The sequence below is a fragment of the Aquimarina latercula DSM 2041 genome (genome assembly GCF_000430645.1).
GTDB lineage: Bacteria > Bacteroidota > Bacteroidia > Flavobacteriales > Flavobacteriaceae > Aquimarina > Aquimarina latercula.
Genome location: NZ_AUMK01000013.1, coordinates 1 through 21,693, shown reverse-complemented (window position 1 = coordinate 21,693; position 21,693 = coordinate 1). Strand labels below are relative to the sequence as shown.

Below are 21,693 nucleotides of genomic sequence, written 5' to 3'. Positions count from 1 at the left end.
TTCTGTAATCTATCATTATAACGATTGTAAAAAATCTTCTTGATTAAGGTAATAAATCGATTTTGGCGCGTTTATTGATCAGTTGCATAAAATAGTTTTATGTAACACATATAAAACTATCATCTTTTTAAGAAAACTAACCATCGATTACCTACAGAAATACGCCGTATTTTGTTTATTTTTGTGAGTATAAGAACATTGACATTTTTATGCTAAAGCAACAATTAAATTTTAAACTTTCTCAAAAACTTTCACCTCAACAAATACAGTTGATGAAGCTAATTCAGCTTCCAACTCAAGCTTTTGAACAACGTTTAAAGCAAGAAATGGAAGAGAATCCTGCGCTAGATAGCGGTAAGGAAAAAGCTGATGAATACGAGGATGCGTTTAGCAACGAAAATACGGGTGAAGACGATTACGGTAACGAAAAAATAGAAACCGACATCAATGTAGATGAATATCTTAGTGATGATGAAATCCCTAGTTATAGATTAAGCTCCAACAACTATAGTGCTGATGACGAAGAAAAAAATGTTCCATATGCATCAGGAACATCATTTCATCAACATTTGGTGAATCAATTAAATACCTATCGATTTGACACAGAAGAGCGTGAAATTGCAGAGTTTTTAGTAGGAAGTATTGACGAAAGTGGTTATATCAGAAGATCTGTAGCTGATATTTTAGATGATCTTGCTTTTACTCAAAACGTATATACTACCGAAGAAAAAATTGAAAGTATTTTCAAAACGGTACATCAATTAGATCCGGCAGGTGTTGGCGCAAGAAATCTTCAAGAATGTTTGTTGATCCAACTCAATAGAAAAGAAACTACCATACCGATCAAATTGGCAACAATGATCTTAGAAAAATCTTTTGATCACTTTAGCAAAAAGCATTATGAAAAGCTTTTGACTAAATTTGATATCAACGAAGATTTATTAAAAGAAGCAATTGAAGAAATCGAACACCTTAATCCTAAACCTGGTGGAGCTTACGCAGGAAACAATAAACTCATAGAGCATGTAGTCCCAGATTTTACTATTAGAATTGCAGAAGGTGAGTTAGAACTTACACTAAATGGTCGTAATGCTCCGGAATTACACGTATCTAGAGAATATAACAATATGCTTCAAGGCTATAAAGCTAGTAAAGAGAAATCAAAATCTCAGAAAGATGCGGTCATGTTTATTAAGCAAAAATTAGATGCTGCCAAGTGGTTTATTGAAGCGGTTAAACAGAGACAGCAAACACTTTTTTTAACAATGAGTGCAATAATGCACTACCAACAAAGTTATTTCTTAAGTGGAGACGAGCGTAATCTTAAACCTATGATCCTAAAGGACATTGCTGATGAGATTGATATGGATGTAAGTACAGTTTCGAGAGTAGCGAATAGTAAATATGTGGATACACCATACGGAACCAAATTAATTAAAGAATTTTTCTCCGAATCTATGACCAATGATCAAGGAGAAGAAGTTTCTACAAGAGAAATCAAAAAAATACTGGAAATTACAATAGGAGAAGAAGACAAGAAGAAACCGCTTACTGATGAGAAGTTAGCTAAAATTCTAAAAGAAAAAGGATATCCTATTGCCAGAAGAACTGTAGCCAAGTATAGAGAACAATTGGATATTCCTGTTGCCAGGCTACGAAAAAAGATTTAATGAACTTTTTACTAAAAAGTATTTCTTATATTTTTCACCCTATATTGATGCCAATAGCAGGCTCAGTTATTTATTTTATTACCGCTCCAAGGTTTATTCCAGAAAATATTATTCAAGCTAAAATTTTTGGACTGGTGGTAGTCACAATACTTATCCCAATCGTGCTTTATTTCTTTCTTCGTACAATTGGTGTTGTAACCTCTATCCACCTAGAAGATGTAAAGCAGCGTAAGATTCCTCTACTTTTACAATCATTAATACTACTTTTAGTAGTTAAGATGATTATAGATGCATACAATTATCCTGAATTATACTTTTTCTTTCTTGGTGCATTATTGTCATCTTTAACAGCAATTTTTATTGTATTTTTTGATATAAAGGCTAGTTTACACATGATTGGTTCTGGCGCAGTAACCATGTTTACTATTGCGTTGAGCATTCATTTTGAGACAAACCTTATACTTCTTATTGCAGCAATGATTTTTGCCAATGGTTTAGTAGCCACATCAAGATTACATTATAAAGCGCATACGAACCTTGAACTCACATTAGGTTTTCTGATTGGTGTAATTCCCCAATTGACTTTAATTAATTTTTGGTTATAAGATATAGAACATCAGACCTATCTTAGCAGTAGTTAGACCAACTTCTTCATTGCCAATCTTTGCATTATCATTAAATAGAGGGTTTAGACTATAATAAAAATGAAAATTAAATGTATTCCAACCAAAAGTAAAGGTTGCGCCTACCCTCCAACGATTTAATTCATCGATTTTAGTTTGTCTAACTCGATTTCCCGGTTGTTCAAATTTAGCATCAAAATAATAAAGGTAACCAATCCTTAGCCCAGTATAAATTCTCCAAAACTTATGAGTTTCCGGCACAGATGTTCTCCACCTAAACTCTAATGGTGATTCTACGATATGAGTAACGAATTTATTTTTATCAAAATCAACACCATCAAGACTACTAAAAATACTCTGTCCAGAATCTAAGTCTTCACCTATAAAAAGATTTTGACCATATGTATTTACAGAATATCCTAACCCTAACCCTATAGCTATATTTCTTTTCTTATTTATTGGCATATCCCTAGTATACCCCAAATGCAAGCCTCCAGAAAATCCTGATTGACTTATATCAGAAGGAGTATTCCAAAGCAAATTAAAAGTAAAACCCGCATAAAATTGATCTTCTCTATATAAAGAATCTAGCACTTCTTCTTTTTGCAAACCTAGCGTATCCACCTCTTGAGCATATCCAGAAATCGTAGCTATAGAAGCACACACAACTACCAATAGTTGCTTAACTTGATTAACATATTTATACATCAAACTCATATAGTTCACTAAAATAAATCTATTTCTTTAGAAATAATGGCACTTTTTAAAAAAGAATAAGAATTCCACGAGTACTCATGGAATTCTTATAAACATCCTTTACTACATCATTCTAAATTTTTAATCGCATCACCTGTTTGTGTGGTATAATTAATCTTAAGCATTTGAACGGATCTTAACTCATTTTTGATATCACCTACAAGTCCCATTTTAGTACTCTTATCAACTTTTAAAGCGGTCGTTAAATATGGTCTCAATTCTTTTGGTTTTGACTTCATCTCCTCCAAAACAAAAGGTTGGATTTCTCGAATATCAGCAAATTTATCATTAAGCTGAACTCTAGCTTCAGTACCAATATTTTTATATCTAGAACTAGGTTTTCCTGCATAAATATGTATTACCATATTCTTTTTATCCAACTTCTCTACCTGATCAGCATATGGTAATTCGTTTTTAACAATCAACGTATCCTTACGCATAACAGTCGCAACCATAAAGAAAAACAGTAGCATAAAAACAATATCTGGTAAAGATGCTGTAGAAATTACTGGTAAGCTTGCTTTTTGTTTATTTTTAAATATAGACATAATCAATGGTTTTTAAATTATTATAATGAAGCAGTAACTGGTTCAGCTTCTGAAAGCTTTTCTGGATACATTAACCTAATTTGTTTTATTTGATCCTTAAGAAGTGTTTTATCACCGGAATAATTAGCATCCTTAAGATATGCTTTCATTAACTTAAAAGACATCCCATAGACCCTAAGAGCCTCCCTATTCCTTAATTCCTCATATGCACTTATAAGTTCATTCTGAACTGCTATATAAGTCTCATAGTTCGTCTCTCTACTATTTACAAGAGATATAACTGCTTTATCAGGATTGTCCGAAGACTTAGGGTCTCTTGCCCCTTTGCAATAGCTACAAGACTCTGCTTCTACTCCACCACCGTTATCTAAAAAGGCGATTGCTGCCGTTTTCAGATCTTTTAAAGCCAAAGGTCTCTTCTCTACAAATAATTCATTTAATTGATTTAGCTCTACTCGAAACAAATTTTTCTCTTTAATAAGGATATTACTCTGTTTATCCTCTGGTGGCGGAGGCAACCTTCTACTAATACCATAATCAGTCTCAATCGTAGTACTTACTAAAAAAAAGATCAATAATAAAAAGGCGATATCCGCCATGGATCCTGCGTTTACTTCTGGTGCTAATCTTCTAGCCATAATAATTTATATTTAGTTAATAATTACTTACTAAATCACAGGTGATATTATTAAAAACAAGTATTTGGAAATCCAACAATGCTACTCTACAAAATCACATAAGAGCAATTCGTGTAAAACATCAATTAGATTGTAACCGTATATTTCTATCAATTCAATATCACAATTTGGAAGGTTAGATATTGATCATATGAGCAGATCACAGTTACATCATAAACAACAATTGTTATGCCACTATAGCGTATTAGCAGAGAAGAATATCAAAATAATTATAAACCCTTAAATATAAATAGCAAGTAAAACTATAGAAGATCATATTGGTTTTGAAGAATATAATGGCTAATTTATGAGGTATTAAACAAAAAAAAACCTGCTACTAGAGCAGGTTTTTTTTAATATATTAAAGTAAATCTTTAACCGTTACTGTATATTACCGGTAGCTTCACCTTGTCTTGTGGTATAGTTAATTTTCAGCGCTTGAACTTCTCTCAATTCTTTTTTAATATCGCCAACAAGACCCATATTTGTTTCTGTATCCACTTTTAGAGCAGTAATCAGAAAAGGAACTTCCTCTTCCCTTTTAGCAGCTCTTTCAGCTAAAATAAAAGGTTTGATATCACTTACTTCAGCAAATTTATCATTTAACTGAATTCTCGCCTGAGTACCAGCACTTGCTGAATATCTCGAACTTGGCTTTCCAGCATAAATATACATTACTAAGTTTTTCTTATCCAACTTTTCTGTCTGATCAGCTTGAGGTAATCTATTTTCTATTTTAAGATTATTCTCCCTCATTACTGTTGCAACCATAAAGAAAAACAGTAACATAAATACGATATCAGGTAAAGACGCTGTTGAAATAGCGGGTAATTCACCACCTTTTTTCTTTTTAAACTTAGACATAATTACGTTTTTATGTTTTACTTATTTCTTTGGTTCTGCTTCAGATAGTTTTTCAGGAAACATTAACTGTATCTGTTTAATCTGATCTTTAAGTCTGTCTTTACTACCTGAGTAATTCACATCCTTAAGTTCTGATTCCATCTGAGTAAATGACTTTCCATATAATCGCTCTGACTCTCTATTTCTTAGTTCTGTATATGCCGCAACTAATTCATTTTGCACAGCTATATACGTACCATAACTAGTTTCCCTGTTATTACGTAGAGAGATTACAGCTTTCTCCGGGTTATCCGAAGAACTTGGACTTTTTTCTCCTTTACAGTAGCTACAAGCTTCATCACCGCTTCCTCCACCATTATCCAAAAAGGCAACAGCAGCAGCACGTAAATCCTCCAACTTCATTGGAGCTTCCTCTACTAAAAGGTCATTATTTTTGTTCAATTCTACCACAAAAATATTTTTTTGCTTAAGAATTGGAGGCTCAACGGTTTCGTCCAAAGGCGGTGGTAACTTACGACTAATACCTCTATCCGTATCAATGGTTGTAGTAACCAGAAAGAATATAAGAAGTAAAAATGCAATGTCCGCCATAGATCCTGCGTTAACCTCAGGTGCTGATCTTCTTGCCATATTATTTACCTATTAATTTTTTAACTCCAGATAATGCCATCATACCGACAGCTATTGCTGCTAAAAAGTAGAAGGCATAAATACCAGTTCCTACTAATTTAGATCCACTTGCTGAAAGCACTTCTCCGTCTTTCATCGGTGTTTCAACTCCTTCAGCCATAGCGTATCCTATACCAATCACTACCAAAAAAGCAACGATTCCTATACCAGCTTTCTTAAGACCTGCAGGGTTTTTAGCTAATGCTGAAAAAACTGCAACTAAAGTTGCTATTACAATAATAACAAAAATTACTAAAGTAAGATTGTACATAGGGCTAACCAATGAAGTAGCTTCTGCGAAAGCCGATGAAGAAGTATCTTTCACCAAATCCTTCGCTTCTGTAATACCATAGTTATCCATAAGTGTTGTAAAATTACCATTCATTAAGAACAATAATATAGCACCTATTGCACCTACCGCGAGAACAACGTATGATAATATTTTTGAAATTTTCATGTGACTAATTTTTTACTGAGCTGTTATTATACATAACAACTATATAATTAATAATAAATGTTTTTATACTCTATCGATTTTATTAATCTGAAATAAAATCTAAAAAGGCATTTACTATTTTTTGTTTTTGTAAGCTACTAACATATCGATTAAAGTAATCGATGCATCTTCCATATCATTTACTATACTATCGATCTTAGCAATAATGTAGTTATAAAATACCTGAAGGATAATTGCAACAATAAGTCCAAATACCGTAGTAAGAAGTGCTACTTTAATACCACCTGCTACAAGAGATGGTTGCATATCTCCCGCTGCTTCAATTTTATCAAATGCATCAATCATACCGATTACTGTACCCATAAACCCAAGCATTGGTGCAAGAGCAATAAATAAAGATACCCAAGATACATTCTTCTCTAATTGTCCCATTTGAACACCTCCGTAAGCTACTACTGCTTTTTCCGCAGCATCAATACTTTCGTCAGCTCTATCAAGACCTTGATAATATATAGATGCAACAGGTCCTTTTGTATTTCTACAAACTTCTTTTGCCGCTTCTACTCCACCACTATTTAAAGCATCTTCTACATTTTGTTGAAGTTTCTTACTATTCGTAGTAGATAAATTTAAAAAGATAATTCTTTCAATTGCTATCGCAAGACCAAGAATCAAACATAAAAGAACGATTCCCATAAAACTAGGACCTCCTTCTATAAAACGTTTTTTCAGGTTTTGGTGAAAGGATTCCTCCGCTGCTGCAGGCTCATCTGCATCCTGAATAGTTGTTGTTACTGGAGCAATTAATAATTGCACGTTTGCCGTTAACTGGGCTGGAGCAGTAGCTGCTTGTATATTTCCAAAAGCCATTACTGTTGCGATTGCCAGAATAGAAAATAGTCTTTTCATTGCGCTGATTCTTAATTTTAATTAGTTAAAGGGTTAAAGATAAAAAAATATTACAAAATCCATTAAAAATTTAATAATAATGCAGAGAGGAAGGGATTCGAACCCTCGATACGCTTTTGACGTATACACACTTTCCAGGCGTGCGCCTTCGACCACTCGGCCACCTCTCTAAAAATTTTTGCCTAAAATGGTTGAGCAAATAACAAAAAAAATGTTAACTACTAAAATTTGGGGCGTTAATTTTCTGACATTTCACCTCGCAATGAGGTTTCATAAATGGTTTTGAGGACTTTAAGAGGTAATTTTTCTCCTAGTAAATACATTAGTTTCGCTATTGCTGCCTCTGTTGTTATGTCTTTTCCTGATATAACTCCTACCTTTTTTAACGCAACGCTAGTATCATACTTCCCCATTTCCACACTTCCACCTACACATTGTGTCACATTTATTACAGGTTTTCCTTGTTTTATCTGTTCAGAAATAATATCCAAAAACCAAGATTTCGTCGTTGTATTTCCTGACCCATAAGTCTCAATAATTGCTCCTTTTATCGATTCTGAAGAAAAAATACCCTGTAAGATGGCTTCATTTATTCCAGGAAACATCTTAATCACTACAATATTATTATCAAAATGTGTATGATATACCATTTTCTTTCTACGATTAGTTACTCGTAAAAAAGAAGTGTTCACTTTTAAATGCACTCCAGATTCCACTAATGTAGGATAATTAAGAGATTGGAACGCCTTAAAATGCTCCGCATTTATTTTTGTGGTTCTATTTGCTCTAAGCAATTTATACTCAAAATACAGTCCTACCTCTGTCACTACAGGCTTTCCTTTTTTTTGTAAAGCTGCTATCTGCACCGCAGTAATTAAGTTTTCTTTAGCGTCTGTTCGAAGATCACCAATTGGTAATTGTGATCCCGTGAATATAATTGGTTTCCCAAGATTTTCGAACATAAAACTTATGGCAGAAGCCGTATAAGACATCGTATCACTACCATGTAGTACCACAAATCCATCATACATTTCATAATTACTATTTATAATACCACCTAATTCTTTCCAACGCTCTACATCCATGTCGGAAGAATCAATTGGCTCTTTGAAACTTTTAGTTTCAATATTACAATCTAGCTGTTTTAATTCGGGTATTTTTAGCAGTAGCTCATCAAAATCAAAAGCAACTAAAGCTCCTGTTTCGAAATTTTTAACCATACCAATAGTACCTCCAGTATAAATCAATAAAATATTTGGTGAATTCTTCATTGCAAAACCTCCATTTGTTGGTCTGACAAATGAACAAAAATAAAATTAAAACACATTCACTATATACCGAATATATCCTTGGAGTTTTTGGTTGTTATGCTTGCTATTTCTTCTGGTGACTTCTTATAAACATCGCATAATTTTTCTACAACTTGAACTAAATAAGAACTCTCATTTCGTTTACCTCGATATGGAACTGGTGCTAAATAAGGGGCATCTGTTTCTAGAACAATATGTTCTAAAGGAAATTCATTTAAGAATTTATCAATTTTTCCATTTTTAAAAGTCACAACACCTCCAATACCTAATTTCATATTATATCCTATTGCACGTCTGGCATCATCAATTGTACCAGTAAAACAATGAAAAATCCCAAACAAATCTTCGCCTTTCTCGGATTCTAAGACCTCGAAGACTTCTTCAAAAGCTTCTCTACAATGAATAACTATTGGCAGTTTATATTTTTTAGCTAATTGAATTTGAGATCTAAATGATTCTTGTTGTTGTTTAATAAAAGTTTTATCCCAATATAAGTCTATACCTATTTCTCCTACAGCATAAAACTTTCGATCACCCTCGTTATCCAAACGTTTTTTTATCTCTTCTTCTACATGTTGAAGTTCTTCTTTGTAATTTTCTTTAACATGAGTTGGATGCAACCCCATCATTAAAAATACATTATTAGGATATTTTTTTTCAATATCATACATGGATTGGGTGTATCCCGAATCAATAGCTGGCACAAAAAAACGTTCTACTCCTGCAGAAATTGCTCTTTGCATCATTTGATCTTGATCTTCTTCAAAAGACTCACTATAAATATGGGTATGCGTATCGGTAAGTATCATGCCGCAAAAATAACCAAAATTTACACAAAGAATTTTGCATAATTACAATTAAAGCATGCTACGATTTAAAAACGAATACATAGTAAATTAAATCATATTTGTTTAAGCAACTCTTGGGCTTTCTGATAATCTTCGGCTTCATTAGGTAATTGTTTCAATAGTGACTTACATTGATCTTTTTCTCCTTGTTTCAATTGGTTCAAAGCCTCAAACCAAATCGCTTTATACCTATATACAGACTTCCCATTTTGTAATTTACCAAAAACCTCGGAAGCTTTTTTATACTTATCCTGTTCTACTAAGGTAATCCCTAAATAAAAATTATACTCAGAATTATCAATATCATTTTTCAATAACTCAGAAAGATGTATCTCTGCTTCTGAATACTCTGCAGAATTAAATGCATCTTCAGCTTTTTTAATCAACTCATCATCAACACCTCTCTCTGTGATTGATAGTTCCGGAATTGATACAAAATCATTATATGAGGAACCCGTTTTCACAAAAGTATACACACCTAAAAGAATTGCTAAACTTGCTGCCACAGCATATCCCCAAGAAGGAATTTTTAATACCTTGGTTTCTTTTTGAGTTTGTTTCTTTTCAAAAAATGATTCTCCTATACTTTTTAGGTTATTTTCCAAATCAGCTCTTTCTTCATCAGCATTAACGTTAGCTTCTAAATAAGAGCTCCATCGTTTATAAAGTCTAAATTCTTCAGCTACAGATTTATCTTGCTCTAAGATTTTAGAAAATATTTCTTGCTCTTCTACAGAAAGCTCATTGTTAATTTTACCTTCAAAAAGCTCGTATTTTTTTTCTGGGGTCATAACAAGTTTTTTATTTTATTATACTTAAGAGAGCTTTGCATCATTTTTGTTAATTGACCGATACATAGAGATTTTTTCTTTCTGACATACCCATAAGATTGTCCTAATTTTTCAGCAACTTTTTCCATTGATTTTATAGTAAACGTTGCTTTTAACAATTCTTTACAAGCATTTCCTAATTCGTTAAATATCTCTGCAAAAAGTGCATTCTTAGCTTCAAAAATCATTGTTTCTTCTACATACTGCATGCTCTCATCATTTATAGATACAACCTCTTCGTTAATTGTTACCTTATTTACAGAATTCTTTTTTAGTTCATTAAGCCATTTTCTCTTGCAGAGCAAAAAGAAATACGCATCAAAGGGACAAGTAAGTATTAATTTCTTTTCTCTAGCCTGATTATATATTGTAATCAACGTTTCCTGAATGATGTCCTGAGCATTGGAATCATCTCCACTATTCTTTTTTATATAGTTAACGACTTTTGGTGCAAATTTTTGATACACCTCTTTAAGCACGATACTATCATTATCCAAGAGCGCTTGTATATATTTTTGATCTGAATGTGCCTGGTTTTTTTCCATAAACGATTTGTCTGGACAACTAAATTAAAAAAGTTTTTAAGAAAAAGGGTAACAAAAAATCAATGGTGTTGATATGAAGATGTAAACAATAAAAATAAGAAAGTCCGAAACGGATATTAAAAACAAAAAACATGAAAAAAAATAGTACAACAATTACTTTACTGAAAAATAGTAAGAAAGTAAAACAGACAATGACTCATTTTTTATTCTTGGGGTTCTCTATTTTGCTATTGGCCAGTTGTAGTAAAAATGATGATAATGACATTATCATTACGCAACCAATTTTAGGAGGATTAGAATTACAAACTGAAATATTAGAAAATAGAGAAGACGCTTTACAAAGTTTTACCTTAAACTCTGGAGGTGCTGGAGAAGTATATGGAGAAGACGGTACCATTTTATATTTTCCTGCTAACAGTTTTTTAGACCAAAATGGAGATCCGGTAACAGGAGTAGTAGATATAGAATTAATTGAAATCTATAACAAAGCAAAAATGTTACTTACTAAAATGCCAACTAATGGAAAACGTCCTAATGGAGATGTAGAAACACTGGTGTCAGGTGGAGAGTTTTACATAAACGCAACTCAAAATGGAGAACAATTAGAACTTGCTAATGACTTTATGCTTTTTGCTCCAGCAGATGAATTTGATGAGGATATGAGAATATTTAATGGTGAAGATAATGACTGCGATGGTGAAAATTTAGAATGTGATATTGTGTGGGAAGAAGATGAGCAAGCAGGTTTAGAACCAATGCAAAGAGAAGGTCCTAATGGGCAAGGAGTAAGCGGATATGGAGGTTTTCTTAGTAATTTTGGATGGACAAATATTGATCGTTGGTATAATGATCCAAGGCCAAAAACAATGCTACAAGTTGATGTACCAGAAGGTTTTGACAACACCAATAGCAACGTATATGTATCCTATGATGGAGAACCTACTGCGCTAGCCTTATTAGACATCTATGATCCAGAAACAGGTCTTTTTTCTGAGCATTACGGATTAATCCCTATAGGCTTAGAAGTTCACATTATTTTCGTATCCGTTCAAGATGACCAGTATGTTTATGCAATCCAAGGAACTACTATAGAGGAAAATCACTTAGAAATAATTGGAACTACAAATACTGGAACCGAAGCAACATTAGTTGCATTAATAAACGATCTCCCGTAAAAAACTCACACTGGAATATGCATATTAGGTAATGGGGGTTACAGCAAATTTCAGCAAAAATTCCGGAAGGGTTTACTTTCCGGAATTTTAATTCACTAAGGATATAAACTTAAGTGATTTAACTTTTTGTTTATCTTTATTAACACTAACAAAAAATCATGAACAAATCTGCGGCTTTAATATTCATTATATTTTTTCATTTTTTCTGTAATGGACAAACAATAATTAATGACACTATCGCCAGAATAGCTCCAATATCTCACGAAATACAGGGCAATCAAGTAATTTATGGAGCAAAAATGCCCGTTCTTAATCAAATCGCTGGTGCACCAAAAGCCTTTTACACCTATTATTGGGAATTCGGTGATGGCACGTATAGTTTTAAAGAAAAACCAACACACTCTTACAAAAAAAATGAAACCTACACAGTTAAATTATGGGCCACTAATAATTATGACAATGGAAAACCGCCCATTAGTAGACCAAAATCTGTAACAATTACAGACACAAAAGATGAAGCTTCCATTGAAAACACATCTCCGTTTAAAGAAGATCAAGATTTAATATTAAAACGAAATCGTGAACCAATTCCTAATCAAGAAATGGTGTTTATTACTAGCTATAAAAACAATAACAATTATGCTTCTAGCGGAAAGCTTTACTTATTTTATAATGATCGTCAATTTAAAAATGACAATTTCATATTAGAAGATACTCGGTTACATCATGGAGAACGAATTACACCATTAGATCTTATTTCATCTAATCTTCCTGAAAATGATAGCCATACTTTTTTAGCTTCTAACAACACTTCTTTTTTGTATAACAAAACTCTTGTTGCACAGGACACCACTAAACGAAAAAATCTACCGCTTACATTAGAAGAATCAAAAGCTTTATATCGAAATTATCAAATAATAGAGTTTGACGATATGAAACCTGGAGAGGAACGAAATATTTTCCGAACATTGCAAACCACTCCAGAAATGATTAAAGACACTAGTGCAATTGTCACATTAAAAAGTGTCTATGTTCCTGATAATAATTTTGATAACCATACTGTAAAAGACACTGAAATGGAAATTGTCACTTCACATGACCCTAATAAAATGTCTTCTAATGGCTGGTTAATGAATTATCGATTAGTAAGGTTTAAAAAGCTAAAATTCAAAGTACGATTTCAGAATAACGGAGAAGGTCCTGCTAATACTATTAAATTAGAAGTTGACACTCCAGAAATGTTTGACAAGTCTACTTTAAAAATAGATAGCATGTATCCCGAATGTCCAATTTGTCCAAAAGAACGGGAGGTGAACTACAGCTGCTTAGATACGATTCTAAAAAAGGATAAAATTATTTTTCAATTTAATAAAATCTACCTTCCTGGAAGTGAGCAAAAAAACGTAGAGGAGATTGACTCCACCAAAGGTTTTGTAAAGTACTCTATGAAGTTTGGTAAGAATTTTCATAAAAAAAAGACCCGAAGCAGAACAGCAATATATTTCGATAAAAATGAACCTATTATTACCAATTATGCCACCACTAGATTCTCTCCAGGAATTTCTATCGGAGCAAAAGCCGGTTACATCTTAGTTCCTGAATTAAATAGACAGAGAGAATACTTCGTTGGCGCAACGCTATCGCCATTTAAATCCTACCGAATGTACTATCAAGCAGAATTATTATTTTCTTCTGCTTCTTATGATGATATCCAAAATTTTGAAACTAATACCATAAATCCAGATGGATCCAGAAACTTAGTAAGATTTTCAGAATTAAATCAATTTAACAATATATCTATATACGCCGTACCAGGATCGATTAGATACAATTTTAATAATTATCTAGCAATGGGTGCTGGTTTACAATTAAAATTAGATATGACCAGCAGTAATGACCAAGAAACCACAGGAGAAGCTTTTATTATCGGCAACAACGGAGATCTCAACCCTAATCCAGATCTAAACTCTTTTGTAGAAAACACTATAGATGATAGTTTCACAAATCTACAAACAGGAGTATTCCTAGGTATGAATATCGGAGCTGTTCGTATCGGCCCCAGTATTGGAATTCGATATGTTTATAATTTTGATACTCCAAACTCTCAAATTCAATTCTATGGAATTTGGAAGTTTTAGAAGCATCATTTTGCTGTTTATTTTACTATACTTTGGAGATTTTGCAGCTTATTCACAGCAAAAAAACAAAACTTCGGATTTTTTATACCATCAATTAGACCAATTCCTTTCGGATCCTACCGCTTCTAATTTAAATAGACTAACTAAAATAATTAATTCAAAAGAAAACCAACTACAGACTACCGAAGATAAATTAGCCTGGATTATAATAAATACAAATATCGGTTACTATAACACACATTTTAATAATCTATCAGTTGCAATAACCTATTATGAAAAAGCCTGGAAAGTTTTTCAAGACAACAACATTAAAAACTACGATATTGTTGAAAACTGCCTGCAGCCTTTAGGAAACTTATATCTTAAAATCGGTGATTTACAAAAAGCAAAAAACACAATAACAAGCTATTTATATTTAGCAGAACAGCAACAAAATTTACCTCAGGTAATTTCAGCAATTACAAACTTATCAATCGCATACAATAATCAGAGTAATTACCAACAAGCTATAACAATACTTCAAAAAGGAGAAAAAATTGCTTCTAAAAACGTAAACATTTTAATCAATTTAGCGACGAATTACCTAGATATTAACGAACCAGAGAAAGCCCAAAGCTATGCCCTAAAAGTAATAGCTATTGATCCTTCGCAAACTAATGCTTATCAACTATTAGCAGCAATCGCGTTGGAAAATAACGATATACAAAATGCTCAGCATTATATAAACAGAGCAAAAGTTCAACTATTAGAACAATCAAATACTACAACTAGAGATCTTGCAAAATTACAATTAGCTTTTGTAGATATTTTGCTTTCTAAATCTTCATTTACCGAAGCAATAGAAATTATAAAAGAAATTTACAGTATTCTTTTACCTGCATATTCTAAAAAAAACGATATCCCCAAAAAAAAACATCTTATTGCAGACAGAATTCTCCTTAAAACTCTTGATGTACAAGCATATATTTACGAACGATTAAACAAACCTATTTTTGCAATTGAGTCTTATGAAGCTGCTTTTATAGTAAATTCTAAATTAAACACAGTATATCCATTACAGGACACAAAAATAATTCAGCACAGTCAAAATCGAAATCGGACGGAACAGTATATAGATATTTTATATTCTTTGTATAGGAAAACCAAAAACATTAAACATATACATAGAGCATTTGAAGCAGCTGATAATTCTAAAGCACCTTTTGTAAACGAAGCACAACTATCAAAACAATTACTATCCGCATATAAAAATGATTCTTTAGTAAAGAAAAACAAACAACTAACATATCAACTTGCATCCTACGAAACCAGCATCTTACAAGAAAAACAACAAGCTGATAACGCTGATATTGAAAAAATTCAAAAATGGACCAATCTACATAACAATAAATCTATTAAGCTTAAGGAATTAAAGACCATATTAAAAGAAAAATACCCCGAACTATTACCCCCTCATAACACCATATCTATTCAAAAACTCCAAGAAAAGCTAAAACAAGATGATATTACTTTAATCGAATATTTTTTCGGAAAAGAAACCACATATCAGTTTAGAATTGATGCTCACTCTATCAGTTTACAAAAAATTGGTAATAGTGAAAATTTTAGAAAAACTATTAAAAGTTACATTTCCTATTTTAATACCCCTTCAGCTATTAACGATGATGTGATTTCATTTTCAGAAAGCAGTTTTAATGTGTATAAAATTTTAAAAATCCCAAGTTCTAAAAGAATACTAGTTGTTCCTGATGGATTGTTAAATTTCATTCCTTTTGAAACATTACTTACTAAAAAAACAAGTTCTTTTAGTTTTCAAAACATGCCATTTTTATTAAAATCTAGTGTTTTGGTTTATGAAAACTCCGCCAGTAAATACGTGAGGTCTATTAAAAACACAAACAACGATAGAAGCATATTAGGGATATTTCCTGTTTTTGAAAAAACCAACCTAGAACTTCCTTTCTCAATAAAAGAGCAACAATATATTGAACAAAAATTTAATGGTACTTTTCTCAAAAAAGAGAATGCGACTTATAGAAATTTTCTTAAAGAATCCAAAAGCCATACTGTTTTACACCTATCAACCCATGCTGAAGCTGGAAATTTTTCTAGACCTGCTTCTATACAATTTAGAAATCAAAACATCCCAGTAAATCAATTATATGGACTAGCATTAGAAACAGACTTAGTTGTTCTTAGTGCTTGCGAAACTGGCATAGGTACTCTAATTTCGGGAGAAGGACCTTTGAGTATCGGTAGAGGGTTTCAGTATGCAGGAGTTCCTAACGTGTTATTTTCGCTGTGGAAGGTTAATGACAAAACTACTTCTGAACTCATGAACTATTTTTACCAAAAACTATACGCTACTAATTCGAACGCAGAAGGATTACATAACGCAAAATTAGACTATCTCAATTCTAAAAAAATCTCTAATATTCAAAAATCACCGTATTACTGGGCTGCATTCATTTATTATGGTGCATACCAGACTCCAACCTCAACCAATTATAACTGGATTTGGATAACAGGTGTTTTCTTATTAATTATACTATTTTTGTTTGCGATCCGACAAAAAATAAAATGACTACACTACGCCAATTCCTAATTAACAAAGAATATCAACGTATCAGACTTGTATACACCAAAACAAATCATTTTGAGGTAAAAGCAAAGCTTAATGGTATAGAAGGAAATTTTATTTTAGATACGGGAGCGTCTAATTCATGTGTAGGTTTTGATGCTGTGGAAAAATTTAATCTTTTTGCTCAAGATAGTGATGTAAAAGCAGCTGGTGCTGGCGCGACCGATATGGTTACTCAACTTTCTAAAAAAAACACATTACAATTAGGCAAATGGTCAAAAAACAATGTTTCCCTTGTTTTATTTGATCTAACACATGTAAATACTGCTTTAACCGCTCATCAAGCCGAACCTGTTGATGGAATAATTGGCGCTGATATTTTAAAAAAAGGAAAAGCAGTAATTGATTACGAACGAAAGTGCGTATACTTAAAATAACCTACCATTCCACTTATTAGATCATTTTTCTCTACTACATATTTGTCTGGTTAGCTTAACCGATCTTCCTAAACTTTCTTAAAACAAGAATACACTCCTAAGTATTTTTCACCACAAAGAATTGCTTAATAGGATTTTTTTAAATTCAGGTGATTCTACGTATACCATATTTTTTATTCTTCACATAACTTTGATTCAAAGGGAAAATTACAACTATCTATTTATGAAAACAATTCTCATCGGAGCATTTCCAATTTGCCTATCTATCTACAAATATCTTTCTGAAAATGAAATGTTAAGCGCTATCTGTTTTGAAGAGTTGGTAGGACAAAATTCAAACAATTTTTGGTCCAATTCCATACAAAATGAAGGATATGAAACATATAGAATTAACAAACAAAATATTCATACAGATTTTAGAGAATGGTTAAAAAATAAAAATCCTGATTTAGTATTAGTTTGTGGTTTTTCTATTAAGGTCCCCGAAGATATTTTGGCAATTCCAACATACGGGTTCTTAAATGTACATTTTGGGAAATTACCTGAAAATAAAGGCCCTGATCCATTATTCTGGTCTATAAAACAAGGAAAAAAACAAACTGCAATTACTATTCATCAAATGAATAAGGATTGGGATACTGGTAAAATTCTATTAGAACAACCTGTTCCTATAATTCCCGGCGAAACGTTGGGAATGGCTAATTCTAAAATGAGTTACATGCTTGGCGAGCTAACTAAAAAAGCATTAGAACTAATAGTAGATGCTAAAAATCTAAGATTACAATCGAATGAAGGAATAGCATACTATAACAGACCTACCGAAAAAGATACCACAATATCTTGGGAGACACAAACTGCTGACGAAATAGAAAATCTGGTGAATGCTTGTAATCCCAAATATGGTGGAGTAACCACTTACTACCAAGGATCACCGATAAAAATAATAGAAGTTTCTCCGGTAGATAGTCAACCCATATTTGGTAAAACCGCTGGAGAAATTGTACATGCACATCCTCAAGAAGGACTATATGTATACTGCAAATACGGGAAAATATTAAGAATAAATATAATCAGCTCGGATGCAGGTGTTTTATCTGGAGCTAAATATGTTCACCTAGGTATAAAGCAAGGGCATTACTTTCAAAGCAATTTTGAACAAAAAAAAGAATTAATAATCAAATAATCGATACTATGTACACATTAAATGTAACCAATAATTATAGCTATAATGTACCTGCAAGTAATGCTAAAACAGTAGCTAAAGATGGGGGAAAAACAACTTTTGAAAAACAAGGAAGTCTTCTTTTAGAAATTCCTGGAATAGGAACTCTAAACTTTATTGATCTAGGAGATAAGAAATTAGAAGGTCATCCCGATATTACCGAAACTTGGGGAGTTTTAATTAGAGCAATAACAACTGAGGCATACTATAGATACGAAGGAAATGGTGTTTTGAACCTTGAAATAGACAAATTGGGAACTTCAACTTTAAACACTGATAATGGTTCATTGGTACAAATTAAACTTAGAGAACTTAGCATTGAAACAAAAATGAATCTAGCAATATAACAAATAAAAATAAATACTAAATACATACAATTATGGAAGGAACAATAGGGCAAATAATGCCTTGGGGACCTAATTGGGCTCCAAGAAACTGGTTTTTATGTCAGGGACAATTATTATCTATATCACAGTATAATGCTTTTTTCTCTCTTATAGGAACCATTTACGGAGGAGATGGAAGAACAAGTTTTGGTTTACCTGACTTAAGAGGTCGTTCTGTAATCGGTAGCGGTAGTGGACCAGGATTACAACCTTATAACATAGGTGCTAAAGGAGGGGTCGAATTTGTAACCTTAAATCAACTAGAAATACCAACGCACACCCATACAGCAACATTAAATGGCTTATCTGCAAGCATCAATGCAAATGAAGAAGATGTGGATTCCGCTGATCCAAATGGCAGATATTTTGGAGTTGCAGAAACACCAACTATATATAATAGCACAGCTCCTGATGGAACTATTAAAATGGGGCCAAATAGCATTAGTATCGATGGAAATATATCTGTTGGATTAACGGGAGGAAATCAATCTCATGAAAATCGGGCACCTTTTCAATCTTGCAATTATATTATTTGCTATCAGGGAATATACCCCTCCAGAAATTAATGTTTTAATCCCATGTAAGCTTGTTTTTCAAAAAAATAAGCTTACATTTAATACAAACAAAACGTAAATGAAAACAATACTACTTAAAATATTATGTCCGTTTGCACTTGGATTAATTTCAAGTATTTGTTATAGTCAAGTCGGCACTAATTTTTCTGAACCCACGGCAGTTTCTGCCGTTTACTCTGATCCTAATACCACCACACATCAACTTTCTAATAATGTTAGTCAACCAACGGTAGAATACGTTTTTGGAACAAATGGATCTACAGAATTAGGTTTTAAAACAAGATTTATAGCTACCAGAACTGGTACTTCGGGAAGTTCAGGTTTATCAGATGGTGATCTAATTGGAGTGGTTCCAGGGACAACATTTCAAAATGGTGCGCCATCTACAACCGGAGCAGCTGGTTTCTTAATTGGATCAGGGAATGTATTTATGATCGAAGATCCAGACGGTACAATTCAAATAGAATTCGACGAAGTGGATCTTTCAAGTACCATAAATCCTCAATTGAGTCTAAAATATGGTATAAGATCTGCTACTTATGAAAATACTGATGGAGCAAATGATCGTTTTTTTGTAGCATTACAAGTTGATGGCAACCCAAACTTCGTAACAATTGTAGATTCTGATGGGGATGGAACAGAAGGGGGAAATAACGCTACGGGAAACGATATTGACGGACAACTTACAGAAGGAAGTGAACAAACAATCAATTTTAGCTTAGTACCGTACATTGGAAGTAAAGTCAAACTTATTATAGAAGCCGACTTTAATGCTGCTAGCGAAGAAGTCGCGATTGATGACATTGTCTTTTCTGAAGGGTCGATTGCTACGAGTAACAACGCTCCAATAGCAACAGCGCCATCCGCACCAACAGTATTAGAAGACGCTATTAATGTTGCTTTAGCAGATAATATTCTGGTCGCAGATACTGATGGAGATGATCAAACTGTAACTTTTACCATTACAGGTGGAACGGTTACATTAGGTACAGCAGGAATTACTTTTGGCGGTAGTGGTAATGGATCTGCTAGTTTTACCGCTGCAGGAACCTTAGCAAATATTAATGCTGCGCTAGATGCCGCAACCTTTACACCGACTCCAAATCTTAACGGCACTAATGCTGGAACAATTTCGTTTACTACTAATGATGGTACGGATACATCTAGTCCCGCAAGTGTAACTTTTGATATTACAGCAGTAAATGACGAACCAAGTTTTACTGCAGGTGCTAATGAAACTATTAACGAAGATGCAGGTGCACAAACCGTAAATGGATGGGCAACTGCCATTGATGATGGGGATGCAGATGCTACACAAACACTTACCTTTACAGTAACAGATGACAACAATGCTTTATTTAGTGTACAACCAGCTATTAATGCAACGGGTAATCTAACTTATACTCCTGCCACAAATGCTAATGGTTCTGCAACCGTAGATGTTGTACTCTCCGACAACGGAGGAACTGCTAATGGTGGTGATGATACGTTTGCAACACAGCAATTTATAATAACAGTAAACGCAGTTAACGACGAACCTAGTTTTACTGCTGGAGCAAATGAAAGTATAAATGAAGATGCAGGTGCACAAACTGTAAATGGATGGGCAACTGCTATCGATGATGGAGATGCCGACGCAACACAAACGTTAACATTTACAGTAACAAATGATAACAATGCACTGTTTAGCGCTCAACCGGCTATCGATGCAACTGGAAATCTAACCTATACACCTGCTGCAAATGCTAATGGATCTGCGACAGTAAGCGTTGTACTATCGGATAATGGAGGAACTGCTAATGGTGGTGATGATACGTTTGCAACCCAGCAATTTACAATAACCATAAATGCCGTTAACGACGAACCTAGTTTTACTGCTGGAGCAAATGAAAGTATAAATGAAGATGCAGGTGCACAAACTGTAAATGGATGGGCAACTGCTATCGATGATGGAGATGCCGACGCAACACAAACGTTAACATTTACAGTAACAAATGATAACAATGCACTGTTTAGCGCTCAACCGGCTATTGATGCAACTGGAAATCTAACTTATACTCCTGCCACGAATGCTAATGGTTCTGCAACAGTAGATGTTGTACTATCGGATAATGGAGGAACTGCTAATGGTGGTGATGATACGTTTGCAACACAGCAATTTACTATTACTGTAAACGCAGTAAACGATGAACCAAGTTTTACTGCGGGTGCTAATGAAACAATTAATGAAGATGCAGGTGCACAAACTGTAAATGGATGGGCAACTGCTATCGATGATGGAGATGCCGACGCTACACAAACATTAACATTTACAGTAACAAATGATAACAATGCATTGTTTAGCGCTCAACCGGCTATTGATGCAACTGGAAATCTAACTTATACAACTGCTGCGGATGCTAATGGAACAGCAACAGTAGACGTTGTACTATCAGATGATGGTGGAACTGCGAATGGTGGCGATGATACCTTT

Annotated in this window: 21 protein-coding genes and 1 tRNA gene; 10 read left to right on the top strand and 12 right to left on the bottom strand. The window is 33.3% G+C overall.

Features of this window, described 5'->3' with window-relative positions; genetic code table 11:
- The first annotated feature begins 209 nt into the window (after nucleotides 1–209).
- Complete coding sequence (rpoN, locus tag H526_RS0112900; protein WP_027393384.1) at nucleotides 210–1,670, top strand: RNA polymerase factor sigma-54; 1,461 nt, start codon at nucleotides 210–212, stop codon at nucleotides 1,668–1,670.
- A complete protein-coding gene (locus H526_RS0112895; protein WP_027393383.1) occupies nucleotides 1,670–2,275 on the top strand; it encodes a hypothetical protein in 606 nt (201 codons plus the stop codon). The genes rpoN and H526_RS0112895 overlap by 1 nt, the downstream gene beginning before the upstream one ends.
- On the opposite strand, the gene H526_RS0112890 is transcribed toward H526_RS0112895, so the two are convergent.
- The 12 genes from H526_RS0112890 to H526_RS0112835 form a co-directional block, all read right to left on the bottom strand.
- Nucleotides 2,270–3,001, bottom strand: a complete 732-nt coding sequence (locus H526_RS0112890) for a porin family protein (protein WP_051336146.1) — start codon at nucleotides 2,999–3,001, stop codon at nucleotides 2,270–2,272. The two genes, H526_RS0112895 and H526_RS0112890, sit on opposite strands and share 6 nt — an antisense overlap.
- A gap of 116 nt (nucleotides 3,002–3,117) precedes the next feature.
- The gene (locus H526_RS0112885; protein WP_027393381.1) at nucleotides 3,118–3,597 is read right to left on the bottom strand and encodes an ExbD/TolR family protein; all 480 of its coding nucleotides are present in this window, start codon (nucleotides 3,595–3,597) and stop codon (nucleotides 3,118–3,120) included.
- Between the two features lie 20 nt (nucleotides 3,598–3,617).
- Nucleotides 3,618–4,235: an ExbD/TolR family protein gene (locus tag H526_RS0112880; protein WP_027393380.1), complete on the bottom strand. Its 618-nt coding sequence runs from the start codon at nucleotides 4,233–4,235 to the stop codon at nucleotides 3,618–3,620.
- Between the two features lie 420 nt (nucleotides 4,236–4,655).
- Nucleotides 4,656–5,138, bottom strand: a complete 483-nt coding sequence (locus tag H526_RS0112875) for an ExbD/TolR family protein (protein ID WP_027393379.1) — start codon at nucleotides 5,136–5,138, stop codon at nucleotides 4,656–4,658.
- Between the two features lie 21 nt (nucleotides 5,139–5,159).
- Complete coding sequence (locus tag H526_RS0112870) at nucleotides 5,160–5,768, bottom strand: ExbD/TolR family protein (RefSeq protein WP_027393378.1); 609 nt, start codon at nucleotides 5,766–5,768, stop codon at nucleotides 5,160–5,162.
- Nucleotide 5,769: 1 nt separating this feature from the next.
- Nucleotides 5,770–6,264, bottom strand: coding sequence for a phosphoethanolamine transferase domain-containing protein (locus H526_RS0112865; protein WP_027393377.1), 495 nt, complete (start codon nucleotides 6,262–6,264; stop codon nucleotides 5,770–5,772).
- Between the two features lie 114 nt (nucleotides 6,265–6,378).
- Nucleotides 6,379–7,173: a MotA/TolQ/ExbB proton channel family protein gene (locus H526_RS0112860; protein WP_027393376.1), complete on the bottom strand. Its 795-nt coding sequence runs from the start codon at nucleotides 7,171–7,173 to the stop codon at nucleotides 6,379–6,381.
- A gap of 82 nt (nucleotides 7,174–7,255) precedes the next feature.
- Nucleotides 7,256–7,343: transfer RNA gene (locus H526_RS0112855), tRNA-Ser, on the bottom strand.
- Between the two features lie 66 nt (nucleotides 7,344–7,409).
- Complete coding sequence (locus H526_RS0112850) at nucleotides 7,410–8,444, bottom strand: asparaginase (RefSeq protein ID WP_027393375.1); 1,035 nt, start codon at nucleotides 8,442–8,444, stop codon at nucleotides 7,410–7,412.
- Between the two features lie 59 nt (nucleotides 8,445–8,503).
- Nucleotides 8,504–9,292, bottom strand: coding sequence for a TatD family hydrolase (locus H526_RS0112845; protein WP_027393374.1), 789 nt, complete (start codon nucleotides 9,290–9,292; stop codon nucleotides 8,504–8,506).
- A gap of 92 nt (nucleotides 9,293–9,384) precedes the next feature.
- Nucleotides 9,385–10,122: a tetratricopeptide repeat protein gene (locus tag H526_RS0112840; RefSeq protein WP_027393373.1), complete on the bottom strand. Its 738-nt coding sequence runs from the start codon at nucleotides 10,120–10,122 to the stop codon at nucleotides 9,385–9,387.
- Entirely contained in the window at nucleotides 10,119–10,706 is a 588-nt protein-coding gene (locus tag H526_RS0112835) for an RNA polymerase sigma factor (protein ID WP_027393372.1), read from the bottom strand. The genes H526_RS0112840 and H526_RS0112835 overlap by 4 nt, the downstream gene beginning before the upstream one ends.
- Before the next feature lie 131 nt (nucleotides 10,707–10,837).
- On the opposite strand from H526_RS0112835, the gene H526_RS0112830 reads away from it, so the two are divergent.
- The 8 genes from H526_RS0112830 to H526_RS29115 form a co-directional block, all read left to right on the top strand.
- Entirely contained in the window at nucleotides 10,838–11,881 is a 1,044-nt protein-coding gene (locus H526_RS0112830) for a hypothetical protein (protein ID WP_051336145.1), read from the top strand.
- A 158-nt stretch (nucleotides 11,882–12,039) separates the two neighbouring features.
- A complete protein-coding gene (locus H526_RS0112825) occupies nucleotides 12,040–14,019 on the top strand; it encodes a PKD domain-containing protein (RefSeq protein WP_035085524.1) in 1,980 nt (659 codons plus the stop codon).
- On the top strand, nucleotides 14,000–16,603 hold the full coding sequence (locus H526_RS0112820; protein WP_027393369.1) for a CHAT domain-containing protein: 2,604 nt from the start codon (nucleotides 14,000–14,002) through the stop codon (nucleotides 16,601–16,603). The genes H526_RS0112825 and H526_RS0112820 overlap by 20 nt, the downstream gene beginning before the upstream one ends.
- Nucleotides 16,600–17,037: a retropepsin-like aspartic protease gene (locus tag H526_RS0112815; protein ID WP_027393368.1), complete on the top strand. Its 438-nt coding sequence runs from the start codon at nucleotides 16,600–16,602 to the stop codon at nucleotides 17,035–17,037. Before H526_RS0112820 ends, H526_RS0112815 begins: the two co-directional genes overlap by 4 nt.
- A 223-nt stretch (nucleotides 17,038–17,260) precedes the next feature.
- Nucleotides 17,261–18,220 carry a methionyl-tRNA formyltransferase gene (locus H526_RS0112810; RefSeq protein ID WP_027393367.1) on the top strand — a complete coding sequence of 320 codons (960 nt, stop codon included), beginning with the start codon at nucleotides 17,261–17,263 and terminating at the stop codon, nucleotides 18,218–18,220.
- An 8-nt stretch (nucleotides 18,221–18,228) separates the two neighbouring features.
- On the top strand, nucleotides 18,229–18,606 hold the full coding sequence (locus H526_RS0112805) for a hypothetical protein (protein WP_027393366.1): 378 nt from the start codon (nucleotides 18,229–18,231) through the stop codon (nucleotides 18,604–18,606).
- Nucleotides 18,607–18,638: 32 nt separating this feature from the next.
- The gene (locus H526_RS0112800; RefSeq protein WP_027393365.1) at nucleotides 18,639–19,211 is read left to right on the top strand and encodes a phage tail protein; all 573 of its coding nucleotides are present in this window, start codon (nucleotides 18,639–18,641) and stop codon (nucleotides 19,209–19,211) included.
- A 67-nt stretch (nucleotides 19,212–19,278) separates the two neighbouring features.
- A partial coding sequence (locus H526_RS29115) for a beta strand repeat-containing protein (RefSeq protein ID WP_035085522.1) occupies nucleotides 19,279–21,693 on the top strand: 2,415 nt, incomplete at its 3' end.

Coding starts and splice junctions, on each gene's coding strand:
- rpoN (WP_027393384.1), top strand. CDS start 210: ATGCTAAAGCAACAATTAAATTTTAAACTTTCTCAAAAACTTTCACCT.
- H526_RS0112895 (WP_027393383.1), top strand. CDS start 1,670: ATGAACTTTTTACTAAAAAGTATTTCTTATATTTTTCACCCTATATTG.
- H526_RS0112890 (WP_051336146.1), bottom strand. CDS start 3,001: ATGTATAAATATGTTAATCAAGTTAAGCAACTATTGGTAGTTGTGTGT.
- H526_RS0112885 (WP_027393381.1), bottom strand. CDS start 3,597: ATGTCTATATTTAAAAATAAACAAAAAGCAAGCTTACCAGTAATTTCT.
- H526_RS0112880 (WP_027393380.1), bottom strand. CDS start 4,235: ATGGCTAGAAGATTAGCACCAGAAGTAAACGCAGGATCCATGGCGGAT.
- H526_RS0112875 (WP_027393379.1), bottom strand. CDS start 5,138: ATGTCTAAGTTTAAAAAGAAAAAAGGTGGTGAATTACCCGCTATTTCA.
- H526_RS0112870 (WP_027393378.1), bottom strand. CDS start 5,768: ATGGCAAGAAGATCAGCACCTGAGGTTAACGCAGGATCTATGGCGGAC.
- H526_RS0112865 (WP_027393377.1), bottom strand. CDS start 6,264: ATGAAAATTTCAAAAATATTATCATACGTTGTTCTCGCGGTAGGTGCA.
- H526_RS0112860 (WP_027393376.1), bottom strand. CDS start 7,173: ATGAAAAGACTATTTTCTATTCTGGCAATCGCAACAGTAATGGCTTTT.
- H526_RS0112850 (WP_027393375.1), bottom strand. CDS start 8,444: ATGAAGAATTCACCAAATATTTTATTGATTTATACTGGAGGTACTATT.
- H526_RS0112845 (WP_027393374.1), bottom strand. CDS start 9,292: ATGATACTTACCGATACGCATACCCATATTTATAGTGAGTCTTTTGAA.
- H526_RS0112840 (WP_027393373.1), bottom strand. CDS start 10,122: ATGACCCCAGAAAAAAAATACGAGCTTTTTGAAGGTAAAATTAACAAT.
- H526_RS0112835 (WP_027393372.1), bottom strand. CDS start 10,706: ATGGAAAAAAACCAGGCACATTCAGATCAAAAATATATACAAGCGCTC.
- H526_RS0112830 (WP_051336145.1), top strand. CDS start 10,838: ATGAAAAAAAATAGTACAACAATTACTTTACTGAAAAATAGTAAGAAA.
- H526_RS0112825 (WP_035085524.1), top strand. CDS start 12,040: ATGAACAAATCTGCGGCTTTAATATTCATTATATTTTTTCATTTTTTC.
- H526_RS0112820 (WP_027393369.1), top strand. CDS start 14,000: ATGGAATTTGGAAGTTTTAGAAGCATCATTTTGCTGTTTATTTTACTA.
- H526_RS0112815 (WP_027393368.1), top strand. CDS start 16,600: ATGACTACACTACGCCAATTCCTAATTAACAAAGAATATCAACGTATC.
- H526_RS0112810 (WP_027393367.1), top strand. CDS start 17,261: ATGAAAACAATTCTCATCGGAGCATTTCCAATTTGCCTATCTATCTAC.
- H526_RS0112805 (WP_027393366.1), top strand. CDS start 18,229: ATGTACACATTAAATGTAACCAATAATTATAGCTATAATGTACCTGCA.
- H526_RS0112800 (WP_027393365.1), top strand. CDS start 18,639: ATGGAAGGAACAATAGGGCAAATAATGCCTTGGGGACCTAATTGGGCT.